Below are 26,180 nucleotides of genomic sequence, written 5' to 3' on the forward strand. Positions count from 1 at the left end.
ACCTCTCATTCCCCAGAAGGGGGTTCTCATCAATGCGCTTCACCATGCGCCGAGCCGGCAAGCGGCGTGTCGTCGTCCCCGTAGCGCTCACCGCCCTGTTCTCCGCCTTCGCGCTCGCGGGCCCGCCGCTCCTGCTGCCGCATTCGGCGAGCAGCGCCAGCGCGGAGCAGCCCAGACCCGCCAGCCTGCCCGCGGATTCACACAGCAAGAACAGTTTCGACATCATCGACGCGACCTGGACCACTGCCCACATAAGGCAGAAGGGCCTCAACTGGAACCCCAAGGACACGGGGCTGGTGGTGACCTATCTCGCGCCTGTCGGCCGGAACCCGGGAACGGAAGGGGACTGGGTCGGCATCTACGAGCGTGGAAAGTTGGACAAGGAGCACCGGAAGGACTGGGACTACGTCTGCCCGAACGAACACAACCGTTGTATGTCCTACGGGGCCGCGGCCGTGCCGGCGGGAAATGACGGGCTGCGATCCGCCGCGACCTACACCGTGGCGTACTGGAAGGGGGGCACCAGCGAATCGAGTGGGGCCCCCGTAGCGACGATCAATTACGTGGTGCCGTGGTGAACCAGCTCGTAGGAGACGCGCCTGGTCGGCGCCTTCGTGAGACCGTCATCAGCGGCTCGCTCGCCTTTCTGCTCGCCCTTGTCTCCACCGTCACGGTGCTGGTCAGGCCCGCCGCGGCTCAGGACGAGGACGACAATCTGCCGCAGATCTACTTGCATATCGTCGAGGCGCTTTCCGAACGGGTTGAGGCGGCTGAGCAAGAGGAGTCCACGAATTCGCACGGGCGGCGCCCCGCCCGTACGACATCCAGCATTTCCCCGTCCCGGTCGCTGCCGTACGACTTGGCGCTGCCGCGTCCGACCGGGCGACCTCGCGTCGGCCATACCCTCCTCAGCCTGGATGCCCTGCACGGGGCGACGAACATGCCGTCCGTCAGTCTGGTCATTGACCTTGAATCCATGTATGTGATGGGCTTCTACCAGGTCGGGGTCGGCACGCACCGGTTCTACCATTTCAACGACGCTGAACCCGGCAACGTGCCCGCGCGGCTCTTCGGGGCGGTAGAGGTGGAGAGGATCAGGCTGCCCTTTTCGAGCCAGTATTCTTCCATGGGTGGAGATCGGGTATGGGATCGGACCATCTACCGTTATGATCTGCGCGATGCTGTGCGAACTCTTGGTTTTCTCGGCGGGGCCGGCACCCCTCTGAACGACGCGGGTCCCGCACTTACGCGGCTCATCATGACCCTGGTGGAGGGCGCACGGTTCAATAACGTCAGGGATTCGGTACACACTGCCTTTACCGCGGACGAGGGGTGGCGGGCGGCCGACTACCAGCCGTACATCAATAACTGGGCAGCGCTTTCGGAATCCGCCCGAGACCGTTATTACCACGTCTTGCGGCCAGCCGGCCGCAATCCCATCACGCTGTACCTCAGTTGGTTGCGGGCCAATCTGAACTTCCTCCAGATTCCCAAGGGCACGGGTCCCCAGCGGATGTGCTCCGCCCCCGGTGCCGGCGGCCCGGGTGAGGCGCCCTGCGCGGCGGCCATCACCTACGACGACCGGCGCGCCGCCGTCGACGGCATGCCGGACTGGACCGGCGCCGGCTACCGCGGGGGCAGCCCACTGCCCGACCACCGGCAGTACACGACGGACCCGATCTGCCGGATCACGCCGGAGAAGTTGGCCGACTCGTACGAGGTCAAGCCGGACGACGACAAGGACGACTCCGCCGGTCTGCAACGCGCGATCGACGACGTCCGCGGCAAGTGCAGCGGGCGCGCGAACTTCGACCAGCTCTCGCTGATCACCCTGCCCGCCGGGCGCATCGACATCTCCCGGCAGATCTCCGTGGACGCCGACTACCTGGTGATCCGCGGGCAGGGCAACAACCCGGCGGGCGGCCAGGGCACCCGCATCGTGTTCCGCCCCGACGCCGACACGCGCTACGACACGCTCAGCAAGGACGGCAGCCGCTGGGACCCGGACGCGATGACGCACGAGGCGGGCGCCGACACCGCCAAGGGTGGCTGGATGTGGCCGGGCCGCGGGCTGTTCCGGGTGCAGACCCGGGAGGTCGCCGCGCGCTACGCCGACGAGTGGGCCGCCGCGCCAGCCAACCGCAAGGACCTCTACGAGGGCTCGATCAACCAGCACTGGGCCTCGGGCGTCAAGCTGCGGGCCGGGGCCGACGCGCCCGGCTACGCCGCCAAGGAGGGCGGCCGGGTGATCCACCTGGACGCCAAGGCGAACCTGTCCCGCTTCCAGGTCGGCGGGCACCTGTGGGTGGGCGCCGCGAACAGCCGCAAGTTCTACGAGCAGCAGGGCGCCCTGGACGACCGGCGCTACGACGACCTGCACATGCGTCAGCAGGTCTTCCGCATCGACGCGGTGGACGCCGAGAACCACACCGTCACCATCGACAAGCCACTGGAGTTCGACCTCCCGGTCGACTCCACGTCCGACGGTTCGCTGCCGATCGGCAGCACCGCGTACACCAGCAAGGTGACGCCGCTGAAGATGGTCGTCGGCGTCGGATTCGAGGACTTCTCCTTCACCCAGGACATGCCGGGGCTGAAGCCGGAGCAGGCCAAGAACAACTACGGGAACCTGGCGCCCGAAGCGGCCATGAACGGCCTCGTCTTCAAGTGGGCCGCCGATTCCTGGGCCCGCGGCGTGCGCGCGGAGATGACCGGCTCGCACCCGATCGTCACCGAGGTCGCCAAGAACCTCCAGTTCGAGTCCAACTACCTGGACGGCGCCTGGAACAAGGGCAAGGGCGGCAACGGATACTTCCGCGGCAGCCGCGTCTGGGACTCCCTGTACGCGTACAACACCACCCGCAACCTGCGCCACTTCACCCTGCAATGGTCCGCTTCGGGCAACGTCGTCTACGCGAACGACTTCGACTCGGACCTGAACCTGCACGGTGGTTGGGAGCGCCGCAACCTCTTCGAGAACAACACCGTACGGGTGCCGTTCGAGCACTACTCGGGCAACTGCACGGCCCGTTGTGGCGGTGAGGGCGGCGACGTGGAGGCCGGTACGTGGTACCCGATCTGGTGGGCGGCCGGTGAGAAGGCCGTGAAGTGGGCCGGCTCGTCCGGGCCGCAGAACGTCTTCCACAACAACGTCCTCGCCAAGCAGCTCACCAAGGGCGGCCCGTACGTGGACTTCAAGCCGTACGGCAAGTCGGGCGACGGGAAGCAGCCGGTGTTCCAGTTCGGCTCGTCGGCCGACGACCCCGGCCGGTTCCGCCACCTCACCCAGGACGGCGCGCCGATCCTGGACTGGAACGGCAAGGAGGGCGCGGACTACGCCAGCGGCGACCAGGGGGTGAACACCTCCCGCGCCGCACCCGGCACCTCGGTGTTCCTCAGGGACCCGGGTGAGCAGGAGGACTGACAGCGACTGACAGCGGGGGAGTGGCCCCGGCGGGACGACCGCCGGGGCCACTCCTGTTGTGTGCCGCGGGGCACGGGTGGGCGGCCCCGCGGGGACACCCGCCGTCCGCCACGGTGGGTCCCACCCTGGTTCAGCGCCCTGTGCGACTGGGCGTCGGCCAGGTGGGTCCCACCCTGGTTCAGAGCTCCGTGCCACCCGGCGTCCGGCGCGACGGTTCCCGCCCTGGTCAGCGCCGCGCGGCAGTCGACTTGAGCGTCGTCCCGAGCCGTACCAGCAGGGTCGCCGCGCGCGCCGCGAACGCCAGCGCGGCGAGTACGGAAGCGACCGCCTTCAGCACGCCGGCCGTGCCTCCGGACAGGTCCCACACCCACGTCGGCGCGACGACCGCGAAGTAGACCAGGGCGGCGAGCAGGGCCCCGGAGACGGCGGCGTACGAGATCTCCACGGTGACGGCGTCGCGACGGGCTCGGGGGTCTGCGGCCATGGGTTGCATGCGGGGAGTCTGCCACCCGCCCGGCGCGCAGCAGCCCCGGACCGACGCGAATCGGCCTGGCACCCTGCCGACCCAGGTCCCCACCCCCGCGGCACCCGGCGCGAGCACCACACGCCCCTCGGGGATTGGCTGCCCCACGGTGCCGCCGGCCCTCCGGTGTCCACTCCACTCCCCACGCGTCGCGGCGAATCTTCAGTTCCGCTCCGCACATCACCCGACTCGGGCTCAGCACCTTGTGGACGGGGTGTCATACGGCCCCGGTAGGGCCGTGGGCATCCCGCAAGGGGGAACGGAAGGTTCCAGGCGGGCACCATCAACTGCCTTGTATTTCAAGGTATTCGGGGGCACAGATGGCTCTTGCGGCGCCCCCCGGGCAGCGTCACATACTCGCCCTGTACGAGAACGGTGCGCGAGGTGCTCAAGTGGCCCTCGCGCGAACTGCCTTCATTGGGGGGAAAGTTGCAGAGACGAAGAAAGGCCGGCTGGGCCGCCGGGGTGGCTGCCGCGGCGGCCACCGTACTCGCGGCGGGGTTGACCACCCCGATCGCTGCGGCACAGGAAGGCCCCGCCGCTTCGGCGGGCGCCCCGCAGGCGAAGCACGAGCAGCGGGGTGAGGCGGCCCGCACCTGGGTCACCCTCATCACCGGGGACAGGGTCTCGATCAACCCCGACGGGCGCGGGGTGTCCCTTCGGCCGGCCGAAGGCCGCAAGCACGTACCGCTCCGGGTGGAGCGGTACGGCGGGCACGTGTACGCGATCCCGAGCGACGCGCGACGCCTGATCAACCGAGGCACCCTGGACCGGCGGCTGTTCGACGTCACCGAACTGAGCCGGCCGCAGTACGCGGCACAGCAGCGCGAGGGGCTGCGGCTCATCGTCGCCTACCGGGGTGAGCGCGCCGCAGCCAGGAACCAGCTCCGCGGCGCCGACGGAGTGCGGCTGCGGCGGACGCTGCCGGTGCTGGGCGCCGACGCGGTGACCGCATCGCCCACCCGGCCCGGGGCCGTCTGGGAGACGCTGACCAACGGGGCCCGGGGCGCGGAGTACCGCACCGCCGCCGCCGGCGTCGCCCGGGTGTGGCTGGACGGCGTCCGCAAGGCCACGCTGGATACGAGCGTGCCGCAGATCGGCGCGCCCGCCGCATGGCAGGCCGGCTTCGACGGCAAGGGCACCAAGATCGCCGTGCTGGACAGCGGCGTCGACGAGACGCACGCCGACCTGGCGGGCCAGCAGGTCGCGGAGAAGAACTTCTCGGAGGCGGCCGACGCCAAGGACCGGGTGGGCCACGGCACGCACGTGGCCTCCACCGCGGCCGGCACCGGTGCCAAGTCGGGTGGGAAGTACCGGGGCGTCGCACCCGGGGCACGGCTCATCGACGGCAAGGTCCTGGACGACGGCGGCTCCGGATGGGACTCCGACATCGTTGCCGGCGCGGAGTGGGCGGTGGCCGAGAAGGCCGACGTGATCAACCTCAGCCTCGGTGGACTCGACACGCCCGGCCTCGATCCGCTGGAGACGGCGATCAACAAGCTGTCGGCCGAGCACGGGACGCTGTTCGCCGTCTCAGCCGGCAACGAGGGCGCGGGAGCCGGCACCGTCGGCTCGCCCGGCAGCGCGGACGCCGCGCTGACCGTGGGCGCCGTCGACAAGAAGGACGCACTGGCCGACTTCTCCAGCAGGGGCCCCCGGGTGGGGGACGGGGCCGTCAAGCCCGATGTGACCGCGCCCGGCGTGGACATCGGCGCCGCCGCGGCGCCCGGCAGCCAGGTGGCGAAGGACGGCACCCCGGTCGCCGACGGCTACGTGGCGATCTCCGGTACGTCGATGGCCGCGCCGCACGCCGCCGGCGCCGCCGCGCTCCTCGCGCAGCAGCACCCGGAGTGGACGGGCGCCCAACTCAAGGCCGTACTGACCGGTTCTGCGGTGCCGGGCCCGTACACCGCCTTCGAGCAGGGCACCGGCCGCATCGACCTGCGCAAGGCACTCACCCAGACGGTGGTCGCCGAGCCCGTCTCGCTCTCCTTCGGGACGCAGCAGTGGCCGCACGCCGATGACGCGCCGCAGCGCAAGGAGTTGACCTACCGCAACCTGGGTGACCAGCCCGTCACCCTGAAGCTCGCGGTGGCGGGCACGGGCCCGGACGGCAAGCCGGCCCCCGCCGGCTTCTTCACCGCGGCCGACCAGCAGCTCACCGTTCCGGCGCACGCCACGGCGACCACGTCGCTCACCGTCGACACCCGAATCGGCGGCGACGTGGACGGCGCGTACACCGCGGTGGTGACCGCGACGGCGGGCAAGCAGGCCGTGCGGACCGCCGCCGCGGTCGTGCGCGAGGTCGAGTCGTACGACGTGACCCTCACCCACCTGGGGCGGGACGGGAAGCCCTCGGGGTCCTTCGCCACCGACCTGTTCGGGTTGGCCGGCCTCGGCAAGGGGACGGGTTTCCGGGTCGATGAGACCAGCAAGGAAACGACGGTGCGGGTGCCCAAGGGCAGCTACCTGCTCGACAGTCTTCTGGGCGACAGCGAGGAGGGCTTCGACTGGCTGGTCCAACCCAAGCTGGTCGTCGACAAGGACACGAAGGTGACCCTCGACGCGCGGGTGGCCAAGCCGGTCGAGGTGACGGTTCCGGACCGGAAGGCCGTCGCGGGGGCCGCCACGGTCGACTACGACATCGCGGACTTCGGTGGCGTGGCCCTGTCGCTGGACTCCTTCCAGCCCCTGCGGATCGCGCACCTCGGCCCTGACCTCCCCGCCGGGGAACTCTCCCAGTGGTTCAGCGCGGGATTCCAGGGCAGCGCCGCGGACACCCTGTACTTCGTGGGGTACGGCGGGCCCACCACGCGGTTGGCGACCGGCTTCGTCCGGCACGCCAAGAGCAAGGAACTGGGCAAGCTGACCGCCGAGTTGGGCGGATCGGTCCCGGGGCAGAACGGCACGTTCGGGGTGCTCCCCGAACGCGGTGGCCTGGGGCTCTACACGCCCGACGCGCCGCTGCCCCGCCCCGCGACGCTGTACGCCAATGACAACGGTGTGCAGTGGAGCCTCTACTTCTCCCAGTCCGAGAACGAGGAGACGAACGGCGTCTCCTACTACTCCGACCCGATCAGGCTGAAGCCCGGGGCGTCCTCGTCGCAGCGTTTCAACATCGGGGTGTTCGGCCCCAAGGTGGCCGAGTGGGACGGCATCTTCCGGCAGGGCAACACCCTGGTCGGGAGCCTCTCGCTGTTCGCCGACGGCGCGAACCACTCCGGATACTCGGAGTACGACGCGGCGAAGACCACCCTGTACCGCAACGGCAAGCTGGTGGGGACGAACACCGACCCGCTGACCGGCGATGAATCGTTCACGGTGCCCGCCGAAGAGGCGAAGTACAAGCTCAGCACGTCGGTCACGCGGAGCAAGGTGGCCAACGTCTCCACCAAGATCGAGGCCGCCTGGACCTTCTCGTCGAAGCAGACCGACAGCGAGGTGGCGCTGCCGACCTCGGCGGTCCGCTTCACCCCCACCCTGGCGGTCGACAGCACGTCCAAGGCGGGGGCCACGGTCGCCGTTCCCGTGTCGGTACAGGGTTCGGCCGCCGGGAAGAACCTGAAGTCCCTTGTGGTGTACGTGAGTTACGACGACGGGAAGAAGTGGAAGAAGCTTCCCGTGCGCGCCGGCAAGGTCTCGGTGAAGAACCCGGGCCCGGGCAAGGCGGTCTCGTTCAAGGCGGAGGCGGCTGACAAGCAGGGCAACACGGTCAGCCAGACCATCCACAGCGCCTACCGCACCCGGTAGGGGCAGTTCTGGCCGTACGTCGGTGTGCCGGCCCGTCGGGGGTGAATCCCCGGCGGGCCGGTGTCGTTCCCGGGGTGTCGTTCGTACGGGCCGGCTTCGTCTGTGCGGGTGGCGGTCGGTGCGGCCCGCCTGCCGCCCCGCCCCGACTCCGATCCGCCCCCACTCCGCTCCAACCCAGCCTGACTGCGACCCACCCCGCTCCAACCCGACCCCGCTCCAACCCAACCGGCCCGCTAGTCCTTGGCGAGCGTCGCCGTCAGGCGTTCCAACAGTGCGGCGAGGTGTGCCGCTTCCTCGTCGCTGAGGCCGGCGAGTAGGTGGCGCTGGTTGGTCAGGTGGGCGGCGATGAGGTCGTCGGCCAGGGTGACGCCGTCGGTGGTGAGGGCGATCCGGCGTCCGCGCGAGTCGCTGGCGGCGACGGACCGGCTGACCAGGCCGCGGGCTTCCAGCCGGTCGACCCGCTTGGTGATCGCGCCGGTGGTGACCAGCAGGGTGCGGCTGAGTTCGCCCGCGGGCAGCGCGTAGGGCGCGCCGGAGCGGCGCAGCGCCGCGAGGACGTCGAAGTCGCCGTTGCCCAGGTCGGCCGCGGCGAAGGGCGGGCGAAGCCGCTCGTCGAGCAGGCCGGTGAGGCGGAAGAGGCGGCCGATGACCAGCATGGGTGTGGCGTCCAGGTCGGGGCGCTCGTGCTTCCACTGGTCGACGATGGCGGCGATGGCGTCGGTCTGCATGGCATTGATTCTATCTTCCGCGGAAGCTATCTTTCCCTTCCGTGGAAGATAAATTGTGGATGCGGCCCGCGCCGGCCGGGACGGCGGAGCCTGCCGCGGGAGTGCGGGAGTTGGCGTACGGGGGTGGCGTGCATGTCCTCCGCTGACGTCGAAGAGCCCGCCGGCACCGGGGCGCCGGGTGGCGACAAACAGCCCGCCGGCGCCCCGGTGCCTACTGACACCGTGGCGCCCACCGGGAGCGGCGGGCCCATCGACACCCCCGGGCCCACCGGCGTCGCCGCGCCCGTACGTCGTCGGCTGATCTCCGCCAGCCTGGTCAGTTCGCTCGGTGACGGCATCTATGTGCCGTTGACGATGCTGTTCGTCCATACGCTCACCGGCCTGTCGCTGACGGCGATCGGCGCCGGCCTGACCACCGCTGGGCTCTGTGCGCTGGCGGTGATGCCGGTCGTGGGCGTGGCCGTCGACCGGTACGGGGCGCGGCCGGTCGTCGTCGCCTCACTGGTGCTGCGGGCGGTGGGCTTCGCCGGGTACCTCGTCGCCGATTCCTACCCCGCGTTCCTCGCCGTCGCCCTGGTGGTGGCGGTCGGCATGTGGGCGTCGTCCCCCAGCCAGCAGGCGCTGATCGGCGAGGTCGCCGAGGGGACGGCGCGCGACCGGCTCCTGGCCTGGGATCGCAGCCTGCGCAACGGGGGGATGGGCGCGGGCAGCCTGGCCGCGGCCGGACTGCTGGCCCTCGGCGGTAGCACCGGCTTCCTCGCCGCCGCGGTGACGCTGGCCGTGCTGTTCGCTCTCGCCGCGGCGCTGGCGGCCGGCATTCCGACGGTGCGGCGTGAGGGCACGCCACCGGATGCGCCGGACGTACCGGACGCGCCGGGCACGGGAGGCCGGCGGGGTGCGGCGGCCGTACGCGGCGTACGCGACGGGCGGGGCGCAGGGGGCGGGCTCGACCCGGAGGGCGGGCGGGGCGCAGGGGGCAGGCGCGGTGTAGGAGACGGGCAAGGCGGAGGGGGTCGGCAAGGCGCAGGGCTCGGGGCCGGAGGCAAGCAGGGTTATCGGCGCGTGCTCGCCGATCGGCCGTACCTGCTCATCACCCTTGCCAACTTCCTGATCGCCTTCGGCTACACCACCCAGGCCATGGCCCTGCCGGTCTACCTCACCCGTGACGTCGGGCTGCCCGACGCCCTGGCGGGGGCGGTGTTCGCGCTCAACACCGTGCTGGTCGCGGCGCTGGGCGTGCCCGTCGCACGGCTCACCCTGCGCGGTAGTCGCCCCCGTACCGCCGCGCTCGGCGCAGCCGTCTTCGCGCTCTCCTTCGTGGCCTTCGCCCTGCTGCCGCACCTGGTCAGCGGTGCGTACGCGCTGGCCGCCACGCTGGCCGTCGCGGTGCTCTACACCGCGGGTGAACTGGTGCACTCCGGGCCCGCGCAGACCCTGTCGGTGCAGGCGGCACCCGACCACCTGCGCGGGCGCTACCTGTCGGTCTACCAACTGTCGTGGTCGCTGTGTCGCACGGTCGCCCCGCTCCTGCTCGGTCTCCTGCTGGAGGCGGGAAGTTGGCAACTGTGGTCGGTGCTCGCGCTGTTGGTGCTCTCGGGGGCGGTGGCGCTGCTGTGTGCCGGGCCCGGCCTGCCGCCACACGCCAGCGACGGCCGGGCCGCACTGGTCGCCGCCGGCGGGGTGGAACACCGGCAGGCCTCCCGCCCCGAACCGGTGCGGGAGCAGCCTCGCGCGCGGGCGTAGGGGTGTGCCGGCGACTTCCCGGGCGGGGGCTCGGGGAGTGGTGGGCCGATTCACGCGTCTCCCGCGTGCCCCCTTTCCCGCGTCGCCCGGGGCAGACCGGGGCAGACCGGAGCGGACTTGGCGAAGCTGCCGGGAGCCGGCGGTCGCCTGGGTATCGTGAGCGGATGAGTGCCGACTTATCGCGTATGCGGATGTCGCGGGCGGTGGTGCCGCAGCCGTTGCGGGCCTGGCTCGGGGTGGTCGTGGGGCTTGCCGTGCTGGTGGTGGCCGCGTTCGGGGTGGGCCACGCCGGTGACGGCGAGCCCGGTGGAGCGGAAGGTCGGCTCTGGCGGGCGGTGAACGGGGCGCAGGGGCCGGGTCGGAGCGTCGCCCACGCCCTGGACTTCTGGGGCGAGCCGGCCGGGGCGGCGGCCCTGCTGGCGGTGGTCGTCGCGGCGTGTCTGCTCCTGCGGCAGCCCCGCGCGGCGGTGTTCGCGGTGGTCGCGACCGCCGCGCCGGTGGTGGCGACCAAGCTGCTCAAACCCGTAGTGGGGCGCACCATCTACGGCGACAACCTGTCCTACCCGAGCGGACACACCGCCTTCTTCACCGCCGTGGCGCTCGTTGCGGGGCTGCTGGTGAGCGGTCGGCTCGGCCTCGGGAGGGCGGCCGGTGCGCTCCTGGTCGGCATCCTGGCGCTGGCCGCCGGGGCCGCCATGGGTTGGGCGCAGGTCGCACTCGGCGCGCACTACCCCACCGATGTGCTCGGGGGCTGGTGCGTGGCGCTCGCCGTGGTGCCGGCGACCGGGTGGCTGGTCGACGGGGCCGCCGACCGGCTGGCCGGCCGTACGCCTGGCCGTACGGCCGCTCCCTCCTCCGACCAGCCACCTGCGCGTACCGGCAACCACCCGCCAGCCAACCAGCCACCTGCCCACACACCCGCCCGCCCAGCCAACGAAACAACCGACGAAACAGCCGCCCAAGCAACCAGCGAAGCAATCACCGAAACAGCCAACGCACCGGCCGGTGAAGCCCCCGACGGGCCGGCCGGTGCGTCGACCCGTGTCGACCGCTGAGGTGGTGAGGTCGCCGGCGTCGAGCCGGCAGCGCGGGGCTGACGGGCGGCCAACCCTCACGCCAGGCGGCGGAAGACCGGCTTGACCGGTCGGCCGGCGAGCCAGGGTGCGGGGTCACCGGCGTCCAGCGCCTTGCGGTAGACCGCGCAGGCCCCGGCCACCACGTCGACGGTGTGAGCCACGTCGGCGTCGCTGAGCGCGCTGCTCACCACGAACGACGGGGCCAACACTCCACCCGCCAACAACTGACGCAGGAACAGGGTGCGGTACTCCTGCGACGGCTTGCCCGCCTCGTCCAGGGTGGTGAAGACCAGGTTGCTGGCCCGGCCGCGGACCACCACGTGGTCGCCGACGCCCATGCTGGCCGCGGCGGCCCGAACCCCGGTGGCGAGCCGTTCGCCGATGGCGTGCAGCCGTGCCGTGACGCCCTCGTCGACGTACGTGTCGAGTACGGCCATCGCGGCGGCCAGCGAGTGCGTCTCGGCGCCGTGCGTGGTGGACAACAGGAACACCCTGGCGTCGGCGTGCCGCAACCCGCCCCGCTCCATCAGCGCGCGGCGCCCCGCGAGCGCCGCGACGGCGAACCCGTTGCCCAGTGCCTTGCCGAACGTGGACAGGTCGGGGACGACCCCGTACAGGCCCTGCGCACCCGCCTCCGACCAGCGGAAACCGGTGATCATCTCGTCAAAGATCAGGACGCAGCCGTGCCGGTCGGCCAGGGCGCGCAGCCCGGCCAGATAGGCGGCCGTCGGGTCGTTCCCGGCTGATGTGTCCGGGCCGCCGGTGGTGGGGGACTGTGGTGCCTGGGTGGTCGGTTCCAGGATCAGACAGGCGATCTCGCCCGCGTACCGGGTGAGCAGGGCGTCGACGGCGGCCAGGTCCCCGTACGGGAACGTCACCGTGAGGTCGGTGGTCGCGGCGGGGATGCCGGCCGACATCGGGGTGGTGCCGATGAACCAGTCGTCGGTGGAGAAGAACGGGTGGTCGGCGCAGATCGCCACCCGCGGCCGGCCGGTGACGGCGCGGGCCAGCCGGACCGCCGCGGTGGTGGCGTCCGAACCGTTCTTCGCGAACTTCACCATCTCGGCCGTCGACACGGTGGCGAGGAACCGCTCCGCGGCCTGCAACTCCACCACGGAGGGCCGGACGAAGTTGCTGCCCCGGTCGAGTTCGCGCCGTACCGCGTCGACCACCCGCGGGTGGGCGTGGCCGAGGCTGACCGACCGCAGCCCCGAGCCGTACTCGACGTAGCGGTTGCCGTCGACGTCCCACACGTGGGCGCCGCGGCCGTGGCTGATGACCGGTGCCAGGTCCGCCGGGTACTGGTCGTCGCCCTTGGCGTAGGTGTGCGCGCCGCCGGGGACCAGGGCGTGCAGCCGTTCGTTGGCCGCCCGCGACTTGGGCAGGGCGAAGGCGTCGGGGTCCATGTCGGCCTCACTTCTCTCGGTGCGCGAGGACCTCGGCGAGGCCCGGCGCCTTCCGGTCCCGGGGGGAGACCGACGCGGCCGGCAGCGGCCAGGCGATGCCGAGTTCGGGATCGTCGAAGGCGATCGTCACGTCCTCGGCCGGGTCGTGCGGACGGTCGATCCGGTACGAGACGTCCGCCGGGTCGGTCAGTGCCTGGAAGCCGTGCGCGCAGCCCGCCGGCACGTACAGGGAGACCTGGCTCGTGCCGGACAGTTCGAAGGACGCCTGGCCCAGGTAGGTCGGCGAGTCGGGCCGCAGGTCCACGATGACGTCGAAGACCTGCCCGTACGAGCAGCGCACGAGCTTGGCCTCGCCGGCGCCGGAGCGCAGGTGCAGGCCGCGCAGCACGCCGCGCGCCGAGCGGGAGACGCTGTCCTGCGCGAAGCCGTCGGGATCGAGATCGAGGCCCACCGAGCGGAACACCTCGGCGTCGAAGGTGCGGCAGAAGAAGCCGCGTTCGTCGGCGTGGGGTGTGGGTTGGAACAGGTACGCCCCGGCGATCGTCGGGACTTCGGTCACCTTCACGGGGCCTCCCGCAGTGCGTGGGTGGGAACGGGTGCGTGGGTCGCGGCCGGGAACAGGGCCGCGGTCAGCGCGGTGAACTGGTGGGCCAGGCGCCGGGCCGCGTCCCGGTTGTGCTCGGCGATGGTCTGCCGTAAAGCGGTCGCGTTCCGCTCCAACTCACGGAACTGGCGCATCAGTTGGTCGGCATCCACCTCGCGTGCGGGGTGGCAGTAGGCCGCCAGGCCCCACTGGGCGAGCAGGGTGTCGCTCTTGGCCGCGTAGCTGAGGGCGAGCGTCGGCGTGCCGGCCTTCAGGGCACAGATCAGGTTGTGGTAGCGAGTCGCCACCACGGCGTCGGCAGCCGCCATCTCCCGCATGAGGTCGGCGAGCGAGGTGGCTTCGGCCGCGGTGACCAGGGGCGAGTCCACCGCGGCGCGGATCGCCTCCACCACCGGTCGGTCCACCTCGTCGCCGGTGAGCAGCCTGACCGGCCTGCCGTCGGCGACCAGCGCCCGTACGAAGCGGGTCGTGCCCGTCAGGTAGCGGCGGTGGATCTGGTCGGCCCGGGCCCGGTCGTCGTCGCTGCCGTGGAAAGCCATGACGCCGACGCAGACCGTGCCGGCGGTGGGGGGTGTGTCGACTGTGGTCGCCGCGGCTGCTCTGGCCGCCGCGGCTGTGGCTGCGCTGGCCTCTGTGGCTGTGGCTGTGACTGTGGTGCCTGGCATGTCTGCTGTGCCGGCCTGGCCCGCCGGACCGGCCGTGCCCGGCGGCGTGCCGGGGCCAGCCGTGTCAGGCCCCGGCGTCGGCAGTGCGAAGGCGAGGTCCGGGTACACCTGGTCACGGGCGGTGTCCACGCCCATCGCCCGCATCGCGTCCCGGGACGGCTCGTCCCGGTAGGACCGGTAGCCGGCCAGCCGTGCCGACCAGCGCACCAGGACCCGCGTCGGCCGGCTGCCGATCGCGGCGGCGCCGACGCCGACCAGCGCAACCCGGGTGCCGAGCAGCCGGCCGCTGGCGCTGAGCAGGAACAGTGCGTACGGGAAGCCCCAGGGCCGCAGCGGCAGGGTTGCTTCGAGCACGCCCATGCCCGGCACGATCACCACCTCGTGCCGACGCACCCAGGCGGCGGTCCGGTAGGCGTCGACGAGCTTGCCGACGCCCTTGGCCGCCACCGCGCCCGCGCGCGACGCGGTCCGGTACTCGCCGCGGTACCAGTGCAGCCGCGTCGCCGGAATCCCGTACCGCGCCTGCACCGCCTCCGGGCCGCCGCACAGCGCGTCCACCACCGCGTCCGGGTGCTCGGCGCGCAGATATCCGAGCACGGCCTCCAGTGAGCCGTCGTTGCCGAGGTTGCCCGAGCCGAGCAGCCCGAACACCCCTATGCGCAAAGGTGGTTGGCCCCCTGGTGGCACGGCCGCCGGTGCCGTCACGGCTGTCGCCCCGTACGGCCCGCGACCAGGGCGTCCACGGACACCGCGTGCTGGTCGGGGTCGACCGGGGCGCGGTCCTCGACCCGCTCGCCGGCGCCCGGCCGCGCCCGGCTGGTCAGCCACGCGGACAGGTGGCGGTAGCAGGCCCGCCGGTCGGCCGGCGACAGCGGGGCCCGCCGGATCGCCGAGACGAAGCCGAGGACGTACTCGGCGAGCAGCCGCGGCGTCGGGTGCAGCGGGCCCGCCCGGCGCGGGTCCAGGTTGACGCACCGGGAACGCTTGGACGGGTTGGCCCGCTCGGCCCTGGTGGGGTGGTCGCGGCGGAAGTACAGCAACTCCGGCACCTGGTGGAAGGGGCCGTGCAGGCCGATCTCGGCGACGAAGGTGCGGTCCGCGTGGTGGTAGCTGTCGTGCGGCTTGACCCGGCGCAACACGTCGGCCCGGATCACGCCGTAGAAGTCGTCACCGCCGGGCTCGAACAACATGCTGCGGAACCGCACCGGCGCCTGCGGCGAGTCGGTGGCCAGCCCGTACGCGTACGGGACCTTCACCCGGCCCTGCTCGTCGATGACCGCCTGGTCGGCGTGGGCGAGGATCACCTCGGGCCGCTCGTCGAGCGCCGTCACGCAGCGCAGCAGCAGGTCCCTGGCGTACAGGTCGTCGTGCGAGGCCCACTTGAACAGCTCGCCACGGCACTGGGTGAACACGTAGTTGTGGTTCGGGGCGGCGCCGATGTTCCGCGCCAGCCGCAGATAGCGGATGCGCGAGTCGCGCGCGGCGTACCTGCGGCAGATGTCCCGGGTGCCGTCGGTGGACGCGTTGTCGGTGATGACCAACTCGAAGTCCTCGTAGGTCTGGCCGAGCAGCGCATCGAGCGACTCGGCCAGGTACTCCTCGCCGTTGTACACGGGCAGGCCGATGCTGAGCCGCGGAGTGCGGCCTGAGACGGTCATGATGTCCTCACTTCGCGGATGGAACGGTGCTGGTGCTCGCGCAGGGCTGCGTGCAGGTGCAGCCACCACACGGCGGAACTGCTGACGGTGGCGGCGGCCACGCCCCAGGCCGAGCCGACCGTGCCGGCCACGGCCGCGCCGCCCAGCCCACCGCCGACGTAGCAGGTGGAGGCGATGAGTTGGCAGCGCAGGCTGTGCCGGGCGGCGGCCAGCGCGCGCAACCCGGCCGAGGCGCCGACGCCCAGGCTCGCGCCCGCCACGCCGAGGGCGGCCGGCACGATGAGGTCGGAGGCGGAGTGCCAGACGTCGCCGAGCACGAGCTCGCCGGCCCCGTCGGGCACCAGCAGCAGCGCCGCGCCCCACAGCAGCGCGCCGAGCGCCTGCCCGCCGCCGAGCAGCAGGCAGAACAGCCGCAGCCGGTGCGGGGCCTGCCGCAACACCCGGGCCGCCTCCGCGACGGTGACCAGCGACAGCCCCATCAGGACGGCGAGGAAGGGGCCGAGCAGCAGTTCCGAGCCGCGGATCACCCCCACCGCGCCGACCCCGACGATCACCCCGAGCCCGTACGCGCGCAGTTGGGCCGCGCCGCTGACGCCGACGTTCTCGATGAGGTAGCGGTAGCCGAGGTCGCGGTGCGCGCGCAGCCAACCGCGCGCGCCCGCGACCCGCGGCCTGATGCCGGACTGGAGGCAGCCGTAGCCGGCGGCCACCGCAGCCGCCGCCCCCCAGGCCAGCACGAAGGCGGCCACGTGCCCCAGTCGGTCGGCGACCAGCATCGCCGGGATCAGGGCCAGGCCCCCGAGCAGGTCGTTGAGGCACGCCTTGCGCCCGGCGCCGGCGGCGAAGAAGGAGAACCGCCAGGCGTCTTGCAGCAGCAGGCCCGGCAGGACGACGCCGAGCGCGGCGAACGCGGGGCCCACCCGGCCGCCGACGGCGAGCCCGACCACCCCGCACACCGCGCCGATCGCACAGCCCACGCCGAGCGCGGTCCCCGACGCCCGGGCGGCAGCCGTACGCCACTGATCGTGCGGCACCCCGCTGAACCGCACCACCAGCGGGTCGCTGGCCAGGCCGCGCGAGACGCCGAGCACCACCCCGTAGGTCACCCAGGCCAGGCTGAACACGCCGAACGCGGCCAGGCCGAGCGCGCGCGCCACGTAGATGCCCACCGCGAAGTTGGTCAGGCTGCACACGGCCTGGTCGGCCAGCCCCCAGGACAGCCGGCCGACGATGGCCCGCTTGGCGGCGGAGCCGGACCCCTGGGCGGCAGGCCCGCCGGACCCCTCGGCGGCGGACCCACCGGGCTCGGCCGTGGCCCCGGCCCCGCCAGACTCACCAGCCCCACCCGCGCCGGCGGACCCAGCGGCGCCGTCAGCCCCGCCGGGCCCGGCCGCGGTGCCGGGCCCGGGCCGGGCCGCCGTCTCCTCCTGCTCGGTGGCCATCGCCCTCATGCCTTGAGGAGCCCGGCGCCGTGCAGCGCGTCGGCCGCCCCGGCGACGGTGGGGAACGGCAGCCCGGACCGCTCGGCCACCTCCAACAGGTCGTGCTCCCCGTCCGCCAGGCTGAGCACCCACAACATGGCCATCTGAGCCTGCTTGGCGTCGCTGCGCCCACCCAGCGAGTCGTACAACCCGCGTCGACCCAACTGCGGTTCGCCGTACGGACTTAAGTTCACATACCGCCGGTTGCCGTCCAGCACGCCGAACGCCTCGCGGCACAGCGCCAGGGTGTCCGCCATCGCCTCGGCCGAGACGAAGTCCGGATCGTCGGCCGAGGTGTGGTACTCCGGATAGCCGGCGTAGGGGGTGCGGCTGAGCGAGCCCACGCCGAGGTTGAAGCCGGGCGAGCAGAACTGCCGCTCGTCATAGCCGTACGGGGTGAACTCCCTTACCTCGTGCGGGCGTCCGGACTCGCGCAGCACATGCCGCAGCACCCGGTCGATCTCCGCGTTCCCGCGCCTGCTCTGCTTGTACGTCACCTGGCCCCGGTCGCCGGCGCAGGCAAGGACCAGACCGTGCTTGACGCGCTCGATGCGCTCCGCGTTGCGCGCCAGCCAGGTGATCGCCCCGATGGTGCCGGGCGCGAACACGAACCGGTAGGTGTACCGGGGTTGCTCCGCCGCCAGCGCCCTGGCCAGGAACACCGCCACCGCGATGCCCGCCAGGTTGTCGTTGGCCAGCGACGGGTGGCACACGTGGCAGGAGACCAGCACCTCGTCGGCGACCCGCCCGGGCACCACGTGCTCGGCGTAGGTGAGGTGGCCGTCCGCCAGCGTGGAGTCGATGCGCACCTCGTACTCGCCCTCGGGCAGCGCGTCCAGAACCTCCTGGGCCAGGCAGAAGCCCCACCGCGGCGCGTAGTAGCTGGTGCGGTACGGCACCCAGGACGGGTGGTCGGGCAGGGTGTACAGGTGCTCCCGGAGTTCGGTCAGCGGCATCCTCGCCGCCACCGGCACGCTGTAGCCGAGCACGTGCAGGCTGGAGGCGGCGAAGTCGATCACCCGGCGGCCGGTGGCGTCGGCCACGTACGCGTCCCGGACGTTCCACTCCTGGGGCACCGTCCAGTCCAACACCTCGGTGCCGGTGGGCACCTCGTGCACCTGGAGCGGCAGGTACTCGTCCACGATCGCCAAGGTGGCGCGCACCCCGTCGCCCGTGATGCTCCGGCACAGCGGGTACAGCCGCTCCACCAGCGCGTGCATCTGCTCGCCCACGGGGGTCACCGGCGCCACCGCAGGGTGTCGTCCACGGCACCGGACCCGTCCGCGCCGCGGGCCGCCCGCAGCACCGCCAGTCGGGTGAAGCGCTGCTCGAAGTCCTCCCTGGTCAGGCCGTGCTTGCGGTAGGCGTCGGCGAGTTCGACCGCGCCCTGCCGCACCGTCCATGCGTAGTCGAAGCCGGGGATCGCGGCCCGGAAGCGGGCGAAGTCCACCCGGTAGGAGCGCGGGTCGGCACCCGTCTCCCCGGTGATCACCACCTCCGAGCCCGGCACCGCCTCGGCCACCTGCTCGGCGATCTCGGCCACCGTGACGTTGTTGACCTCGCTGCCGATGTTGAACGCCCGGCCGTGCACCGCATCGCGCGGCGCGTCCAGCGCGGCCGTGAAGGCCCGGGCGATGTCGGCGGCGTGCACCAGCGGACGCCAGGGCGTGCCGTCCGAGAGCACCAGCACCTTGCCGGACAGCAGCGCGTGGCCCACCAGGTTGTTCAGCACGATGTCGGCGCGCAGCCGCGGCGAGTAGCCGAAGGCGGTGGCGTTGCGCAGGTAGACCGGGCTGAAGTCGTCGTCGGCCAGCGCCTGGAGGTCGTCCTCGACGCGCACCTTGGACTCCGCGTACGGGGTCACCGGGCGCAGCGGCGCGTCCTCGGTCACCAACTCGTCCCCGCCGGCCGCGCCGTACACCGAGCAGGTCGACGCGTACAGGAAGCGCCGCACCCCCGCGTCCCTGGCCAGCTTGGCCAGCCGGACGGCCGCGTGGTGGTTGATGTCGTAGGTGAGGTCCGGGGCCAGCGCCCCCAGCGGGTCGTTGGACAGCGCGGCCAGGTGGATCACCGCGTCCACGCCGGCCACGTGCTCGGCCGTGACGTCGCGCAGGTCCACCCGGTGCCCGGCCGGGTCGTCGGGCGCCGGGCCCAGGACGCAGTCGGCGAACAGGCCGGAGTCCAGGCCGACGACCTCGTGCCCGGCCTCGGCCAGTACCGGGGCCATGACGGTGCCCAGGTAGCCCTGGTGTCCGGTCAACAACACGCGCAAGGTTCAGTCCCCCAGATCGAGAGTGAGTTTGGTGACGGCGAACGCCTCGGCGTAGCGCGCGTGACATTCGATGCCGCGGATGCGGGCGAGGCCGAGGAACGCCTCGCGGTCGTACCAGGGCCGGTGGCGCTGCGAGGGGTAGTGCGCCTGGAGCAGCCGCACCTTCTCCTCGGCGATCTCGGGCGAGAGCGGCTGGTAGGCGACCATGCGGCCGAGGTCGCCGTCCCACTTGACGATCTCGTAGCCGAGCACCAGGTGGTCACGGAAGGCGGTGGGCACCAACTGCGCCAGACCGCGGTGGTCCTGGTGCGCGTCGTCGGTGCGCGGGGCGAGCACCAGATCGGGCTCGGTCCGCGCGCGCAACTCCTCCACCGCGGCCTTGGCCTCGTCCCAGTGCGTGGGCAGCCGCCCGTCCGGCAGCTTCAGCACGGTCAGGTGCAGGTCGGCGCCCGGGCAGAAGGCGGCGAGCGCGGCCTGTTCCTCCTGCTCGCGCTCGCCACCACCGCCGGAGAGCACCAGCGCGTCCACCCGCAGGCCCGGGCGGGCCAGGCACATCGCCAGCAGCGTGCCGCCGGCGCCGATGGCGATGTCGTCACAGTGCGCGCCCACCGCGACCAGCCGCTCAAGGCGGCCGGTGCCGAGCCGGATCACGCGGCCCCCGCCCCGGCCGCCCGGCCCGCGCCGCCCAGCGCATCGGCCGGCGCGCCGGCCCGCTCCCACACGGCCCACGGGCGGTCGCCCCTGGCGTAGGCGGCGTCCAGCGCGGCCCGCTCCTTCACGGTGTCGGTCGGCTTCCAGAACCCGCGGTGCTGGTACGCCACCAGCCGGCCCCGCTTGGCGAGTTGGGCACAGCCGTCGGCGACCAGGTCACCGCCCTCGGGTATGTGGTCGAAGACCTCCTGGCGGAGCACGAAGTAACCGCCGTTCTCCCACAGCGGCAGCTCGCTCACCGCCGTGATGCCGCCCACCAGGCCGTCGTCACCCAGGTCCACGCAGTGGAAGGAGGACTGCGGCGGCACCACCATCATCGACGCGCCGGCGTCCCGCCGCGCGAAGGACTCGATCATCGCCGGCAGCGGGGCGTCGGTCAGCACGTCCGCGTAGTTGGCGAGGAACATCTCGTCGCCGTCCAGATGGTGCCGCACCCGGCGCAGCCGTTCCCCGATCGGCGACTCGATGCCGGTCTGCGCGAACGTGATGGTCCAGTCGGCGATGTCCGTCGACAGCAGTTCGGTGCGCCCGCCGCGCAACACGAAGTCGTTGGACGTCGTCTCCTCGTAGTGCAGGAAGAAGTCCTTGATGTGGTGCGCCCCGTACCCCAGGCACAGGATGAACTCGGTGTGCCCGAAGGACGCGTAGTAGCGCATGACGTGCCAGATCAACGGCCGGGGCCCGACCATCGCCATCGGCTTGGGCACGTCGTCGGCCGCGCCGCTGCGCATCCGCAGTCCGTATCCGCCGCAGAACAGTACGACCTTCATGGCTTGACCTCGACAATGCTCAGTTCCGGGATGGGGAAGACCAGCCGGCCGCCCCAGGCGTGCACGAACGACAGTTGCTCGGTGAGCTCGGCCCGCAGGTTCCAGGGCAGCACCAGGACGTAGTCCGGCCGGTCGGCGGCGATCTGCTCCGGCGGCAGGATCGGAATGCGGGTGCCCGGGGTGAACCTGCCGTGCTTGTACGGGTTGCGGTCCACCGTGTACGCGAGCAGGTCGGGCCGGATGCCGCAGTGGTTGAGCAGGGTGTTGCCCTTGCCGGGGGCGCCGTAGCCCACCACCCGCTCGCCGCGCTCGGCCGCGGTGATCAGGAACCGCAGCAGGTCCCGGCGGACCGTGGCCACCCGGGCGGCGAACTCCGCGTACCCCGAAAGCTCCTGCAAGCCGGCGGCCTTCTCCCGCGCCAACACCTCCGCCACCTGCCCGCTCGGCTCGCCCGCGGCCTCGGTGGGGCGGGCCCACAGCCGGATGGAGCCGCCGTGCGTGGGCAGCAGCTCCACGTCCACGAGCGAGAGCCCGCCGCTGGCCAGCGCCCGGATCGCGGAGGCGACCGTGTAGTACTGGAAGTGCTCGTGGTAGATCGTGTCGTACTGGTTCAGCTCGATCAGGGTCAGCAGGTGCTGCACCTCGATGGAGACCCAGCCGTCGTCGGCGACCAGCGCGCGCAGCCCGCGGGTGAAGCCGACCACGTCCGGGATGTGCGCGTACACGTTGTTGGCCACGACCAGATCGGCCGGACCATGCTCGGCACGCACCCGGGCGCCGGTGTCCGGGTCCAGGAACTCCGACACCGTGGGCACCCCGGCGTCGCGGGCCGCGGCACCCACGTTCACCGAGGGCTCGATGCCCAGGCAGCGCACCCCCCGGTCCACCACGTGCCGCAGCAGATAGCCGTCGTTGCTGGCCACCTCCACCACGAAGGAGTCCGGGCCGAGCGCCAGGCGCTCGGCCGCGTCCGTGACGAACGCGCGCGCGTGCTCCACCCAGGAGGTGGAGTACGAGGAGAAGTACGCGTACTCCTTGAACGTCTCCTCCGGCGTGATCAGCGGCGGGATCTGCGCCAACCAGCACTCCGTGCACACCCGCAGGTGCAGCGGGTACGCCGGCTCCGGCAGGTCGAGTTGGTCCGCGGCGAGAAAGCTCTCACACGGCGGGGTCGCCCCCAGGTCGACGACGCTCTCCAGCGCCGCCGAGCCGCAGAGTCGGCATCCGGTCATCTCCTGCCCCCATCCCTGCCCGCGCGGCGCTCCCGTCGCGGGCCTCGGCTCTCGTCCCCCAGCGGCGACGGGTCCAGCCCGTCGCCCGACCGGTCCGCGATCGCGGACCGGTACGCATCCAGCAGGCGCTCCAACCCGACGGCCGGGCTGAAGTCCTGTTCGTAGCGGCGCCGGCCGGCCCGGCCGAGCTCCCGGTTACGGGCCGGGTCGGCCGTCACCGCCCGCAGGCACGCAGCCAGCGAGGCCACGTCGCCAGGCCGGTGCAGCAGCCCGCTCACCCCGTCGTCGACGAGCTCCACGAACGCGCCGTGCGCGGCGGCCACCGCCGGCACCCCGGCCGCCATCGCCTCCACCACCACCAGGCCGAACGTCTCCAGCGCCAGCGAGGGCGCCACCACGGCCACCGACCGGGCGACCGCCCGCTGGCACTGGGCCGCGTCGTACAGGCCGACGTACCGCACGTCGTCCCGGCCCGCGGCCCAGTCCTGCACCTCGTCCGCCAGCGGGCCGGCGCCGGCCAACACCAGCGGCACGCCCACCCCGCCGCCCGCCGCGAGCTCGTCCCAGGCGGCCATCAGCAGCCGCACCCCCTTGGCCTCGGCGAGCCGGCCGAGGAAGAGCAGGTGCTCGCCGTCGCCGGTGCGGCAACCACCCGGGTCGGGCACGAAGTTGTGCTTGACCGCGAGCCGCTCCGGCGGCATCCCCGAGCGCACCAGCACCTCGCGCTGCGCCGCCGAGATGCAGAAGAACCGCCGCACCCCCGACCACCAGCGGCGCCGGTTGACCGTCAGGCTGACCGCGAGCGGTACCGTCGCCAGGCGCGAGTCGCGGTAGCAGCCGTGCCGCACGGCCGGCAGCGGCACGGTGGAGCCGACGCACTCGGTGCACAGCCGGCCGTCCCGCTGGAGCGTGCCCGGCGGGCAGATCTGGGTGTAGTTGTGCAGCGTGGCGACGGCTGGCACACCCGCGTCCGCGCAGGCGGCGACCACCGCCGGCGACAGCAGCGGGAACACGTTGTGCACGTGCACCACGTCCGGCCGCTCCGCCCGCAACCTGGCCGCCAGCTCGGTGCGGACCGAAGGGTTCCACGGCACCAGGAGCGGCACCTTGGCCTTGCCGAGCAGCGAGCGGCCTGCGATGTCGTCGCTGCGCCGCTCGAACACCTCGACCCGGTGGCCGGCCGCGCGCAGCAGCTCCACCTCCTGGTCGACCACCCGGTTCTCGCCGCTCGGCTGCGCCGATGAGTAGCGGTTGTGCACCACGAGGACGTGCATGGTTCAGGTCACCTCCGGGTCCTTGGCCCAGCGCGGTGCGCGCCGGCGCAGCGGCACGGGCGCACGGTGCGGCGGGGCGCCGCCGGAGGCCGCCAACAGCGAGGCGGCCACGGCCAGATGGAGCAGATAGGGCGAGGCGTCGCCGAGCCCGGCCTCGGTGTACGAGGAGATCCCGCAGTAGCTGATGAGGAAGATCGCGCAGGCCCGCTGGAGCGAGGGCGGCCGGAGCAGCGCCACGCCGCCGAGCACCAGGATGATCCCGGCGACCAGGCCGATGCCGACCAGCCCCTGTTCGTGGTAGACGGCCAGCCAACTGTTGTCGATCGGCAGCCCGTCGTACGACTTGTCGCCCAGGCCGGTCCCGAACAGCTTCTCGGTGGTCGAGCGCGGCGCCGCGAGCAGCGCGTCCCACACCTTGGCCCGGCCGGTGAGGCTGGAGAAGTTCTCCTGACTCTGGCCGCGCAGGAACCAGGCCCGCAGCGCCGGTGCGAACCCCACCGCCGCCACCGTGGCGCACAGCACCGACCAGGCGAAGCACCGCCGGGCCGCGGCGCTGGTCAGCACCAGCGAGCCGATCGCCAGCGCCAGCCCGATGAGCAGGCCGATGGTGGCCGTACGGGTGTGGGTCAGCGCCAGCAGCACCAGCGTCGGCAGGGCGACCAGTGCCGCGCTGCCGCCGGTGGTCTGCCGGCCGAGCGCCAGCAGCACGGTCAGGCCGATGATGACCGCCGCGTACTGCCCGATCTGCGGCGGGGTGAGCGGCCACAGCGCGCCCACCAGCCGCCCCCCGTACAGCTCCGGCATGGCCGCGCCCGGCGAGATGGCGAGGCCGGCTGCTGCCGTGCCGAGCACCACGAAGTACAGCCGGATATGGCTGCGCACGAACCGGAATCCCCCGTCCCACCAGCGGCTGACCAGCCACAGCGTGCCGATGAAGAGCCCCAGCCGGGTGCAGCGGAACAGGGCGCCGAAGCCGGCCTCCAGATGCACGCTGGAGATCACGGCCGGTACGAGGAGCAGGGTCAGCAGGAACAGGAAGGCGCTGGCGCGGACCCGCAGCCGCAGGTTGAGCAGGAGCGCCAGCGCGAACGCGGCGACCAGCGAGCCCATCGTGACCATCTGGATGAGGGAGCGCGGCAGCGGCAGGATGGTCTTCGCGCCGGCGGAGCCGAGCGTGTTGAGCACCAACAGCGCCCAGACGACGCCGACGGCCTTCGGGCTGCCGGTGGCGACGGCGCCGGCCGGTGGCGGCGCGCCGGCCGGCGCGGCCAGATCCGCGGCGGCCCGACCCGAGGCGTCCGACAACCCCCCGCGGTGCACATCGGCCCCCACCTCAACCACCCGCCTCGGCGTCGAGGGTGCTGCCCGCGTCCTGCCCGTACGGCTCGCCGCGCCACTGGCCGAAGCCCAGCACCCGGCTCGGGTCGTGCGCGACGAACTTCCACGGCCCCAGGTACACGTTGTCGTGCCACCGGTTGCGCTGGCCCCAGGTGACCGCCTTGGCCACCCGCTGCCCGTGGTAGGGCGACCAGTCGGGATAGGTGCCGTAGTTGGCCAACACCGCCATCCGGTCGCACATCTCCCGGCACTTGAGGGCGGCCTTGTCCACCACGAAGCGGTTGTCGTGAATGTCCACCCGCTGCGTCTTCCACCGGCAGTCGGCGTACAGCGGCGCGCTGGCGATGGCCGGCCGCGTGCAGCGGTCGGTGCGCTCCACCAGGAGCGTGCAGTCACCGGTTGAGGTGTTGGCCGGGCTGTTGCAGAACCGGTCGGCGTTCTCGAACAGGGTGATGCCCGACCAGTTGTCCTCCAGCCTGTTCCGGTAGATCTCGATCTTGTCCGTACGGGCCCTGACCCGCGGTTCGCCACCGGACTCGGACAGGTAGAGCGTCGCGTACGGGAAGTCGTCGCCGCCGCGTGCCGCGCGCCGGCCCTCGACCCAGTTGTTGCGCCGGATCGCGTTGTTGCGGATGACCGCGTTGTAGCTCGTCTCATAGATCAGCGCGGCCCCGTCGTTGGCCTCAAGGGCGTTGTCCTCGATGCGGAAGTCGTTGTTGTTGGTGTCGGCCCACAGCCCGGTGCCACGGTTGTCGTGCACCCAATTGCCGCGGATGTCGGCGCCGTTGACGGCCCAGAACTTGATGCCGGCCGTGCAGCCGCAGCCCGGCTTGCGCCGCTCCCAGTCGTCGGTGTTGTTGCCCACGACCTCATTGCCCTCGACGACCAGGCCGCGAATGGAGTCACCGGCCTTGTAGGCGTTCATGCCGTACTGCCCGTTCTCGCGCAGACAACTGTCGCGGACCTGCTGGCGGGCGCCGGCCATCAGCCCGGCGCCGGCGTTGCGCTGGATCGTGGCGCGCTCGATCACCCAGCCGTCGGCCGAGTCGTGGTTGACGACGCCCTCGTTGTGCGGCGCGCGAAACCCCTGCACCGTCAGGTCGCGCAGGGTGACGTCCGGGGCGGTGCCGCCGAACGCGTACTGGTTGGTCCTATCGCCGTCCAACACCGCGCCCGGTGCGCCCAGATAGGTGTTCCCCCGCTTGGGCATGACCTGCGCGTAGCGGTGCCGTTCGAGCCGGTGCGTGCCCGGGCGCAGCCAGAACGTGGTGCGCGGCGGGTTGTCCCGGGTCTTGGCCGCCAGGTCGTTGACGACCGCGGGGTCAACGGCCACCGCGCCCGCCGGCGGCGCGGTGGTGCCGGTCGCGGGTCCGTCGCACACCCGGGCCGGCGGCCGGTCGCCGGGCGCGGACGGCGCGGCGGTCGGCCCCGCCGCGTCGTCCGACGTGCTCTCACAGCCGGCCACCGCGAGCAGCGCCAGCACCAACGGTGCCGCAGCGCTCATCCGGTGCCGCCTACCCTTCCC

At 72.4% G+C, this 26,180-nt stretch carries 20 protein-coding genes; 5 read left to right on the forward strand and 15 right to left on the reverse strand.

Annotation, left to right across the window (positions count from 1 at the left end; all coding sequences use genetic code 11):
* Nucleotides 1-32 precede the first annotated feature (32 nt).
* Together ACMA1D_RS00630 and ACMA1D_RS00635 are read left to right on the forward strand one after the other, a co-directional pair.
* Nucleotides 33-578, forward strand: a complete 546-nt coding sequence (locus ACMA1D_RS00630) for a hypothetical protein (protein WP_414721830.1) — start codon at nt 33-35, stop codon at nt 576-578.
* Nucleotides 575-3,424: a ribosome-inactivating family protein gene (locus ACMA1D_RS00635; RefSeq protein WP_414721831.1), complete on the forward strand. Its 2,850-nt coding sequence runs from the start codon at nt 575-577 to the stop codon at nt 3,422-3,424. Before ACMA1D_RS00630 ends, ACMA1D_RS00635 begins: the two co-directional genes overlap by 4 nt.
* 226 nt (nt 3,425-3,650) lie before the next feature.
* Here ACMA1D_RS00635 and ACMA1D_RS00640 read toward each other — a convergent pair whose 3' ends face one another.
* Nucleotides 3,651-3,908, reverse strand: a complete 258-nt coding sequence (locus ACMA1D_RS00640) for a DUF6332 family protein (RefSeq protein WP_414721832.1) — start codon at nt 3,906-3,908, stop codon at nt 3,651-3,653.
* A gap of 468 nt (nt 3,909-4,376) precedes the next feature.
* On the opposite strand from ACMA1D_RS00640, the gene ACMA1D_RS00645 reads away from it, so the two are divergent.
* A complete protein-coding gene (locus ACMA1D_RS00645; RefSeq protein ID WP_414721833.1) occupies nt 4,377-7,697 on the forward strand; it encodes a S8 family peptidase in 3,321 nt (1,106 codons plus the stop codon).
* Between the two features lie 233 nt (nt 7,698-7,930).
* Here ACMA1D_RS00645 and ACMA1D_RS00650 read toward each other — a convergent pair whose 3' ends face one another.
* Nucleotides 7,931-8,425 (reverse strand): MarR family winged helix-turn-helix transcriptional regulator, encoded by a 495-nt coding sequence (locus tag ACMA1D_RS00650; protein WP_414721834.1) that lies wholly within the window; start codon nt 8,423-8,425, stop codon nt 7,931-7,933.
* Between the two features lie 132 nt (nt 8,426-8,557).
* On the opposite strand from ACMA1D_RS00650, the gene ACMA1D_RS00655 reads away from it, so the two are divergent.
* A complete protein-coding gene (locus ACMA1D_RS00655) occupies nt 8,558-10,168 on the forward strand; it encodes an MFS transporter (protein WP_414721835.1) in 1,611 nt (536 codons plus the stop codon).
* A gap of 164 nt (nt 10,169-10,332) precedes the next feature.
* Nucleotides 10,333-11,223: a phosphatase PAP2 family protein gene (locus tag ACMA1D_RS00660; RefSeq protein ID WP_414721836.1), complete on the forward strand. Its 891-nt coding sequence runs from the start codon at nt 10,333-10,335 to the stop codon at nt 11,221-11,223.
* Between the two features lie 56 nt (nt 11,224-11,279).
* On the opposite strand, the gene ACMA1D_RS00665 is transcribed toward ACMA1D_RS00660, so the two are convergent.
* From ACMA1D_RS00665 to ACMA1D_RS00725, 13 genes are all read right to left on the reverse strand, one after another.
* Nucleotides 11,280-12,650 carry a glutamate-1-semialdehyde 2,1-aminomutase gene (locus tag ACMA1D_RS00665; protein ID WP_414721837.1) on the reverse strand — a complete coding sequence of 457 codons (1,371 nt, stop codon included), beginning with the start codon at nt 12,648-12,650 and terminating at the stop codon, nt 11,280-11,282.
* A 7-nt stretch (nt 12,651-12,657) separates the two neighbouring features.
* Nucleotides 12,658-13,215: a dTDP-4-dehydrorhamnose 3,5-epimerase family protein gene (locus tag ACMA1D_RS00670; RefSeq protein WP_414721838.1), complete on the reverse strand. Its 558-nt coding sequence runs from the start codon at nt 13,213-13,215 to the stop codon at nt 12,658-12,660.
* A complete protein-coding gene (locus ACMA1D_RS00675) occupies nt 13,212-14,576 on the reverse strand; it encodes a polysaccharide pyruvyl transferase family protein (RefSeq protein WP_414721975.1) in 1,365 nt (454 codons plus the stop codon). Before ACMA1D_RS00675 ends, ACMA1D_RS00670 begins: the two co-directional genes overlap by 4 nt.
* 44 nt (nt 14,577-14,620) lie before the next feature.
* Nucleotides 14,621-15,577 carry a glycosyltransferase family 2 protein gene (locus ACMA1D_RS00680; protein WP_414721839.1) on the reverse strand — a complete coding sequence of 319 codons (957 nt, stop codon included), beginning with the start codon at nt 15,575-15,577 and terminating at the stop codon, nt 14,621-14,623.
* Entirely contained in the window at nt 15,574-17,019 is a 1,446-nt protein-coding gene (locus tag ACMA1D_RS00685) for a hypothetical protein (RefSeq protein ID WP_414721840.1), read from the reverse strand. The genes ACMA1D_RS00680 and ACMA1D_RS00685 overlap by 4 nt, the downstream gene beginning before the upstream one ends.
* Before the next feature lie 5 nt (nt 17,020-17,024).
* Nucleotides 17,025-18,308, reverse strand: a complete 1,284-nt coding sequence (locus ACMA1D_RS00690) for a DUF4910 domain-containing protein (protein ID WP_414721841.1) — start codon at nt 18,306-18,308, stop codon at nt 17,025-17,027.
* Nucleotides 18,296-19,330, reverse strand: a complete 1,035-nt coding sequence (locus ACMA1D_RS00695; protein ID WP_414721842.1) for an NAD-dependent epimerase/dehydratase family protein — start codon at nt 19,328-19,330, stop codon at nt 18,296-18,298. Before ACMA1D_RS00695 ends, ACMA1D_RS00690 begins: the two co-directional genes overlap by 13 nt.
* A 3-nt stretch (nt 19,331-19,333) precedes the next feature.
* Nucleotides 19,334-19,981: a PIG-L deacetylase family protein gene (locus ACMA1D_RS00700; protein ID WP_414721843.1), complete on the reverse strand. Its 648-nt coding sequence runs from the start codon at nt 19,979-19,981 to the stop codon at nt 19,334-19,336.
* Nucleotides 19,978-20,811, reverse strand: a complete 834-nt coding sequence (locus tag ACMA1D_RS00705) for a glucose-1-phosphate cytidylyltransferase (RefSeq protein WP_414721844.1) — start codon at nt 20,809-20,811, stop codon at nt 19,978-19,980. The genes ACMA1D_RS00700 and ACMA1D_RS00705 overlap by 4 nt, the downstream gene beginning before the upstream one ends.
* Nucleotides 20,808-22,043, reverse strand: coding sequence for a class I SAM-dependent methyltransferase (locus ACMA1D_RS00710; protein ID WP_414721845.1), 1,236 nt, complete (start codon nt 22,041-22,043; stop codon nt 20,808-20,810). Before ACMA1D_RS00710 ends, ACMA1D_RS00705 begins: the two co-directional genes overlap by 4 nt.
* The gene (locus ACMA1D_RS00715; protein WP_414721846.1) at nt 22,040-23,317 is read right to left on the reverse strand and encodes a glycosyltransferase; all 1,278 of its coding nucleotides are present in this window, start codon (nt 23,315-23,317) and stop codon (nt 22,040-22,042) included. Before ACMA1D_RS00715 ends, ACMA1D_RS00710 begins: the two co-directional genes overlap by 4 nt.
* 3 nt (nt 23,318-23,320) lie before the next feature.
* A complete protein-coding gene (locus tag ACMA1D_RS00720; RefSeq protein WP_414721976.1) occupies nt 23,321-24,589 on the reverse strand; it encodes an O-antigen ligase domain-containing protein in 1,269 nt (422 codons plus the stop codon).
* Between the two features lie 61 nt (nt 24,590-24,650).
* Entirely contained in the window at nt 24,651-26,159 is a 1,509-nt protein-coding gene (locus tag ACMA1D_RS00725; protein ID WP_414721847.1) for a right-handed parallel beta-helix repeat-containing protein, read from the reverse strand.
* Nucleotides 26,160-26,180: the final 21 nt, after the last annotated feature.

Source organism: Streptomyces sp. 796.1, assembly GCF_047525675.1.
GTDB lineage: Bacteria > Actinomycetota > Actinomycetes > Streptomycetales > Streptomycetaceae > Streptomyces.

Excerpts from the sequence above, each read along its gene's own strand:
- ACMA1D_RS00630 (WP_414721830.1), top strand. The coding sequence starts at position 33 with ATGCGCTTCACCATGCGCCGAGCCGGCAAGCGGCGTGTCGTCGTCCCC.
- ACMA1D_RS00640 (WP_414721832.1), bottom strand. The coding sequence starts at position 3,908 with ATGGCCGCAGACCCCCGAGCCCGTCGCGACGCCGTCACCGTGGAGATC.
- ACMA1D_RS00650 (WP_414721834.1), bottom strand. The coding sequence starts at position 8,425 with ATGCAGACCGACGCCATCGCCGCCATCGTCGACCAGTGGAAGCACGAG.
- ACMA1D_RS00655 (WP_414721835.1), top strand. The coding sequence starts at position 8,558 with ATGTCCTCCGCTGACGTCGAAGAGCCCGCCGGCACCGGGGCGCCGGGT.
- ACMA1D_RS00660 (WP_414721836.1), top strand. The coding sequence starts at position 10,333 with ATGAGTGCCGACTTATCGCGTATGCGGATGTCGCGGGCGGTGGTGCCG.
- ACMA1D_RS00665 (WP_414721837.1), bottom strand. The coding sequence starts at position 12,650 with ATGGACCCCGACGCCTTCGCCCTGCCCAAGTCGCGGGCGGCCAACGAA.
- ACMA1D_RS00680 (WP_414721839.1), bottom strand. The coding sequence starts at position 15,577 with ATGACCGTCTCAGGCCGCACTCCGCGGCTCAGCATCGGCCTGCCCGTG.
- ACMA1D_RS00685 (WP_414721840.1), bottom strand. The coding sequence starts at position 17,019 with ATGGCCACCGAGCAGGAGGAGACGGCGGCCCGGCCCGGGCCCGGCACC.
- ACMA1D_RS00705 (WP_414721844.1), bottom strand. The coding sequence starts at position 20,811 with ATGAAGGTCGTACTGTTCTGCGGCGGATACGGACTGCGGATGCGCAGC.
- ACMA1D_RS00710 (WP_414721845.1), bottom strand. The coding sequence starts at position 22,043 with ATGACCGGATGCCGACTCTGCGGCTCGGCGGCGCTGGAGAGCGTCGTC.
- ACMA1D_RS00715 (WP_414721846.1), bottom strand. The coding sequence starts at position 23,317 with ATGCACGTCCTCGTGGTGCACAACCGCTACTCATCGGCGCAGCCGAGC.
- ACMA1D_RS00725 (WP_414721847.1), bottom strand. The coding sequence starts at position 26,159 with ATGAGCGCTGCGGCACCGTTGGTGCTGGCGCTGCTCGCGGTGGCCGGC.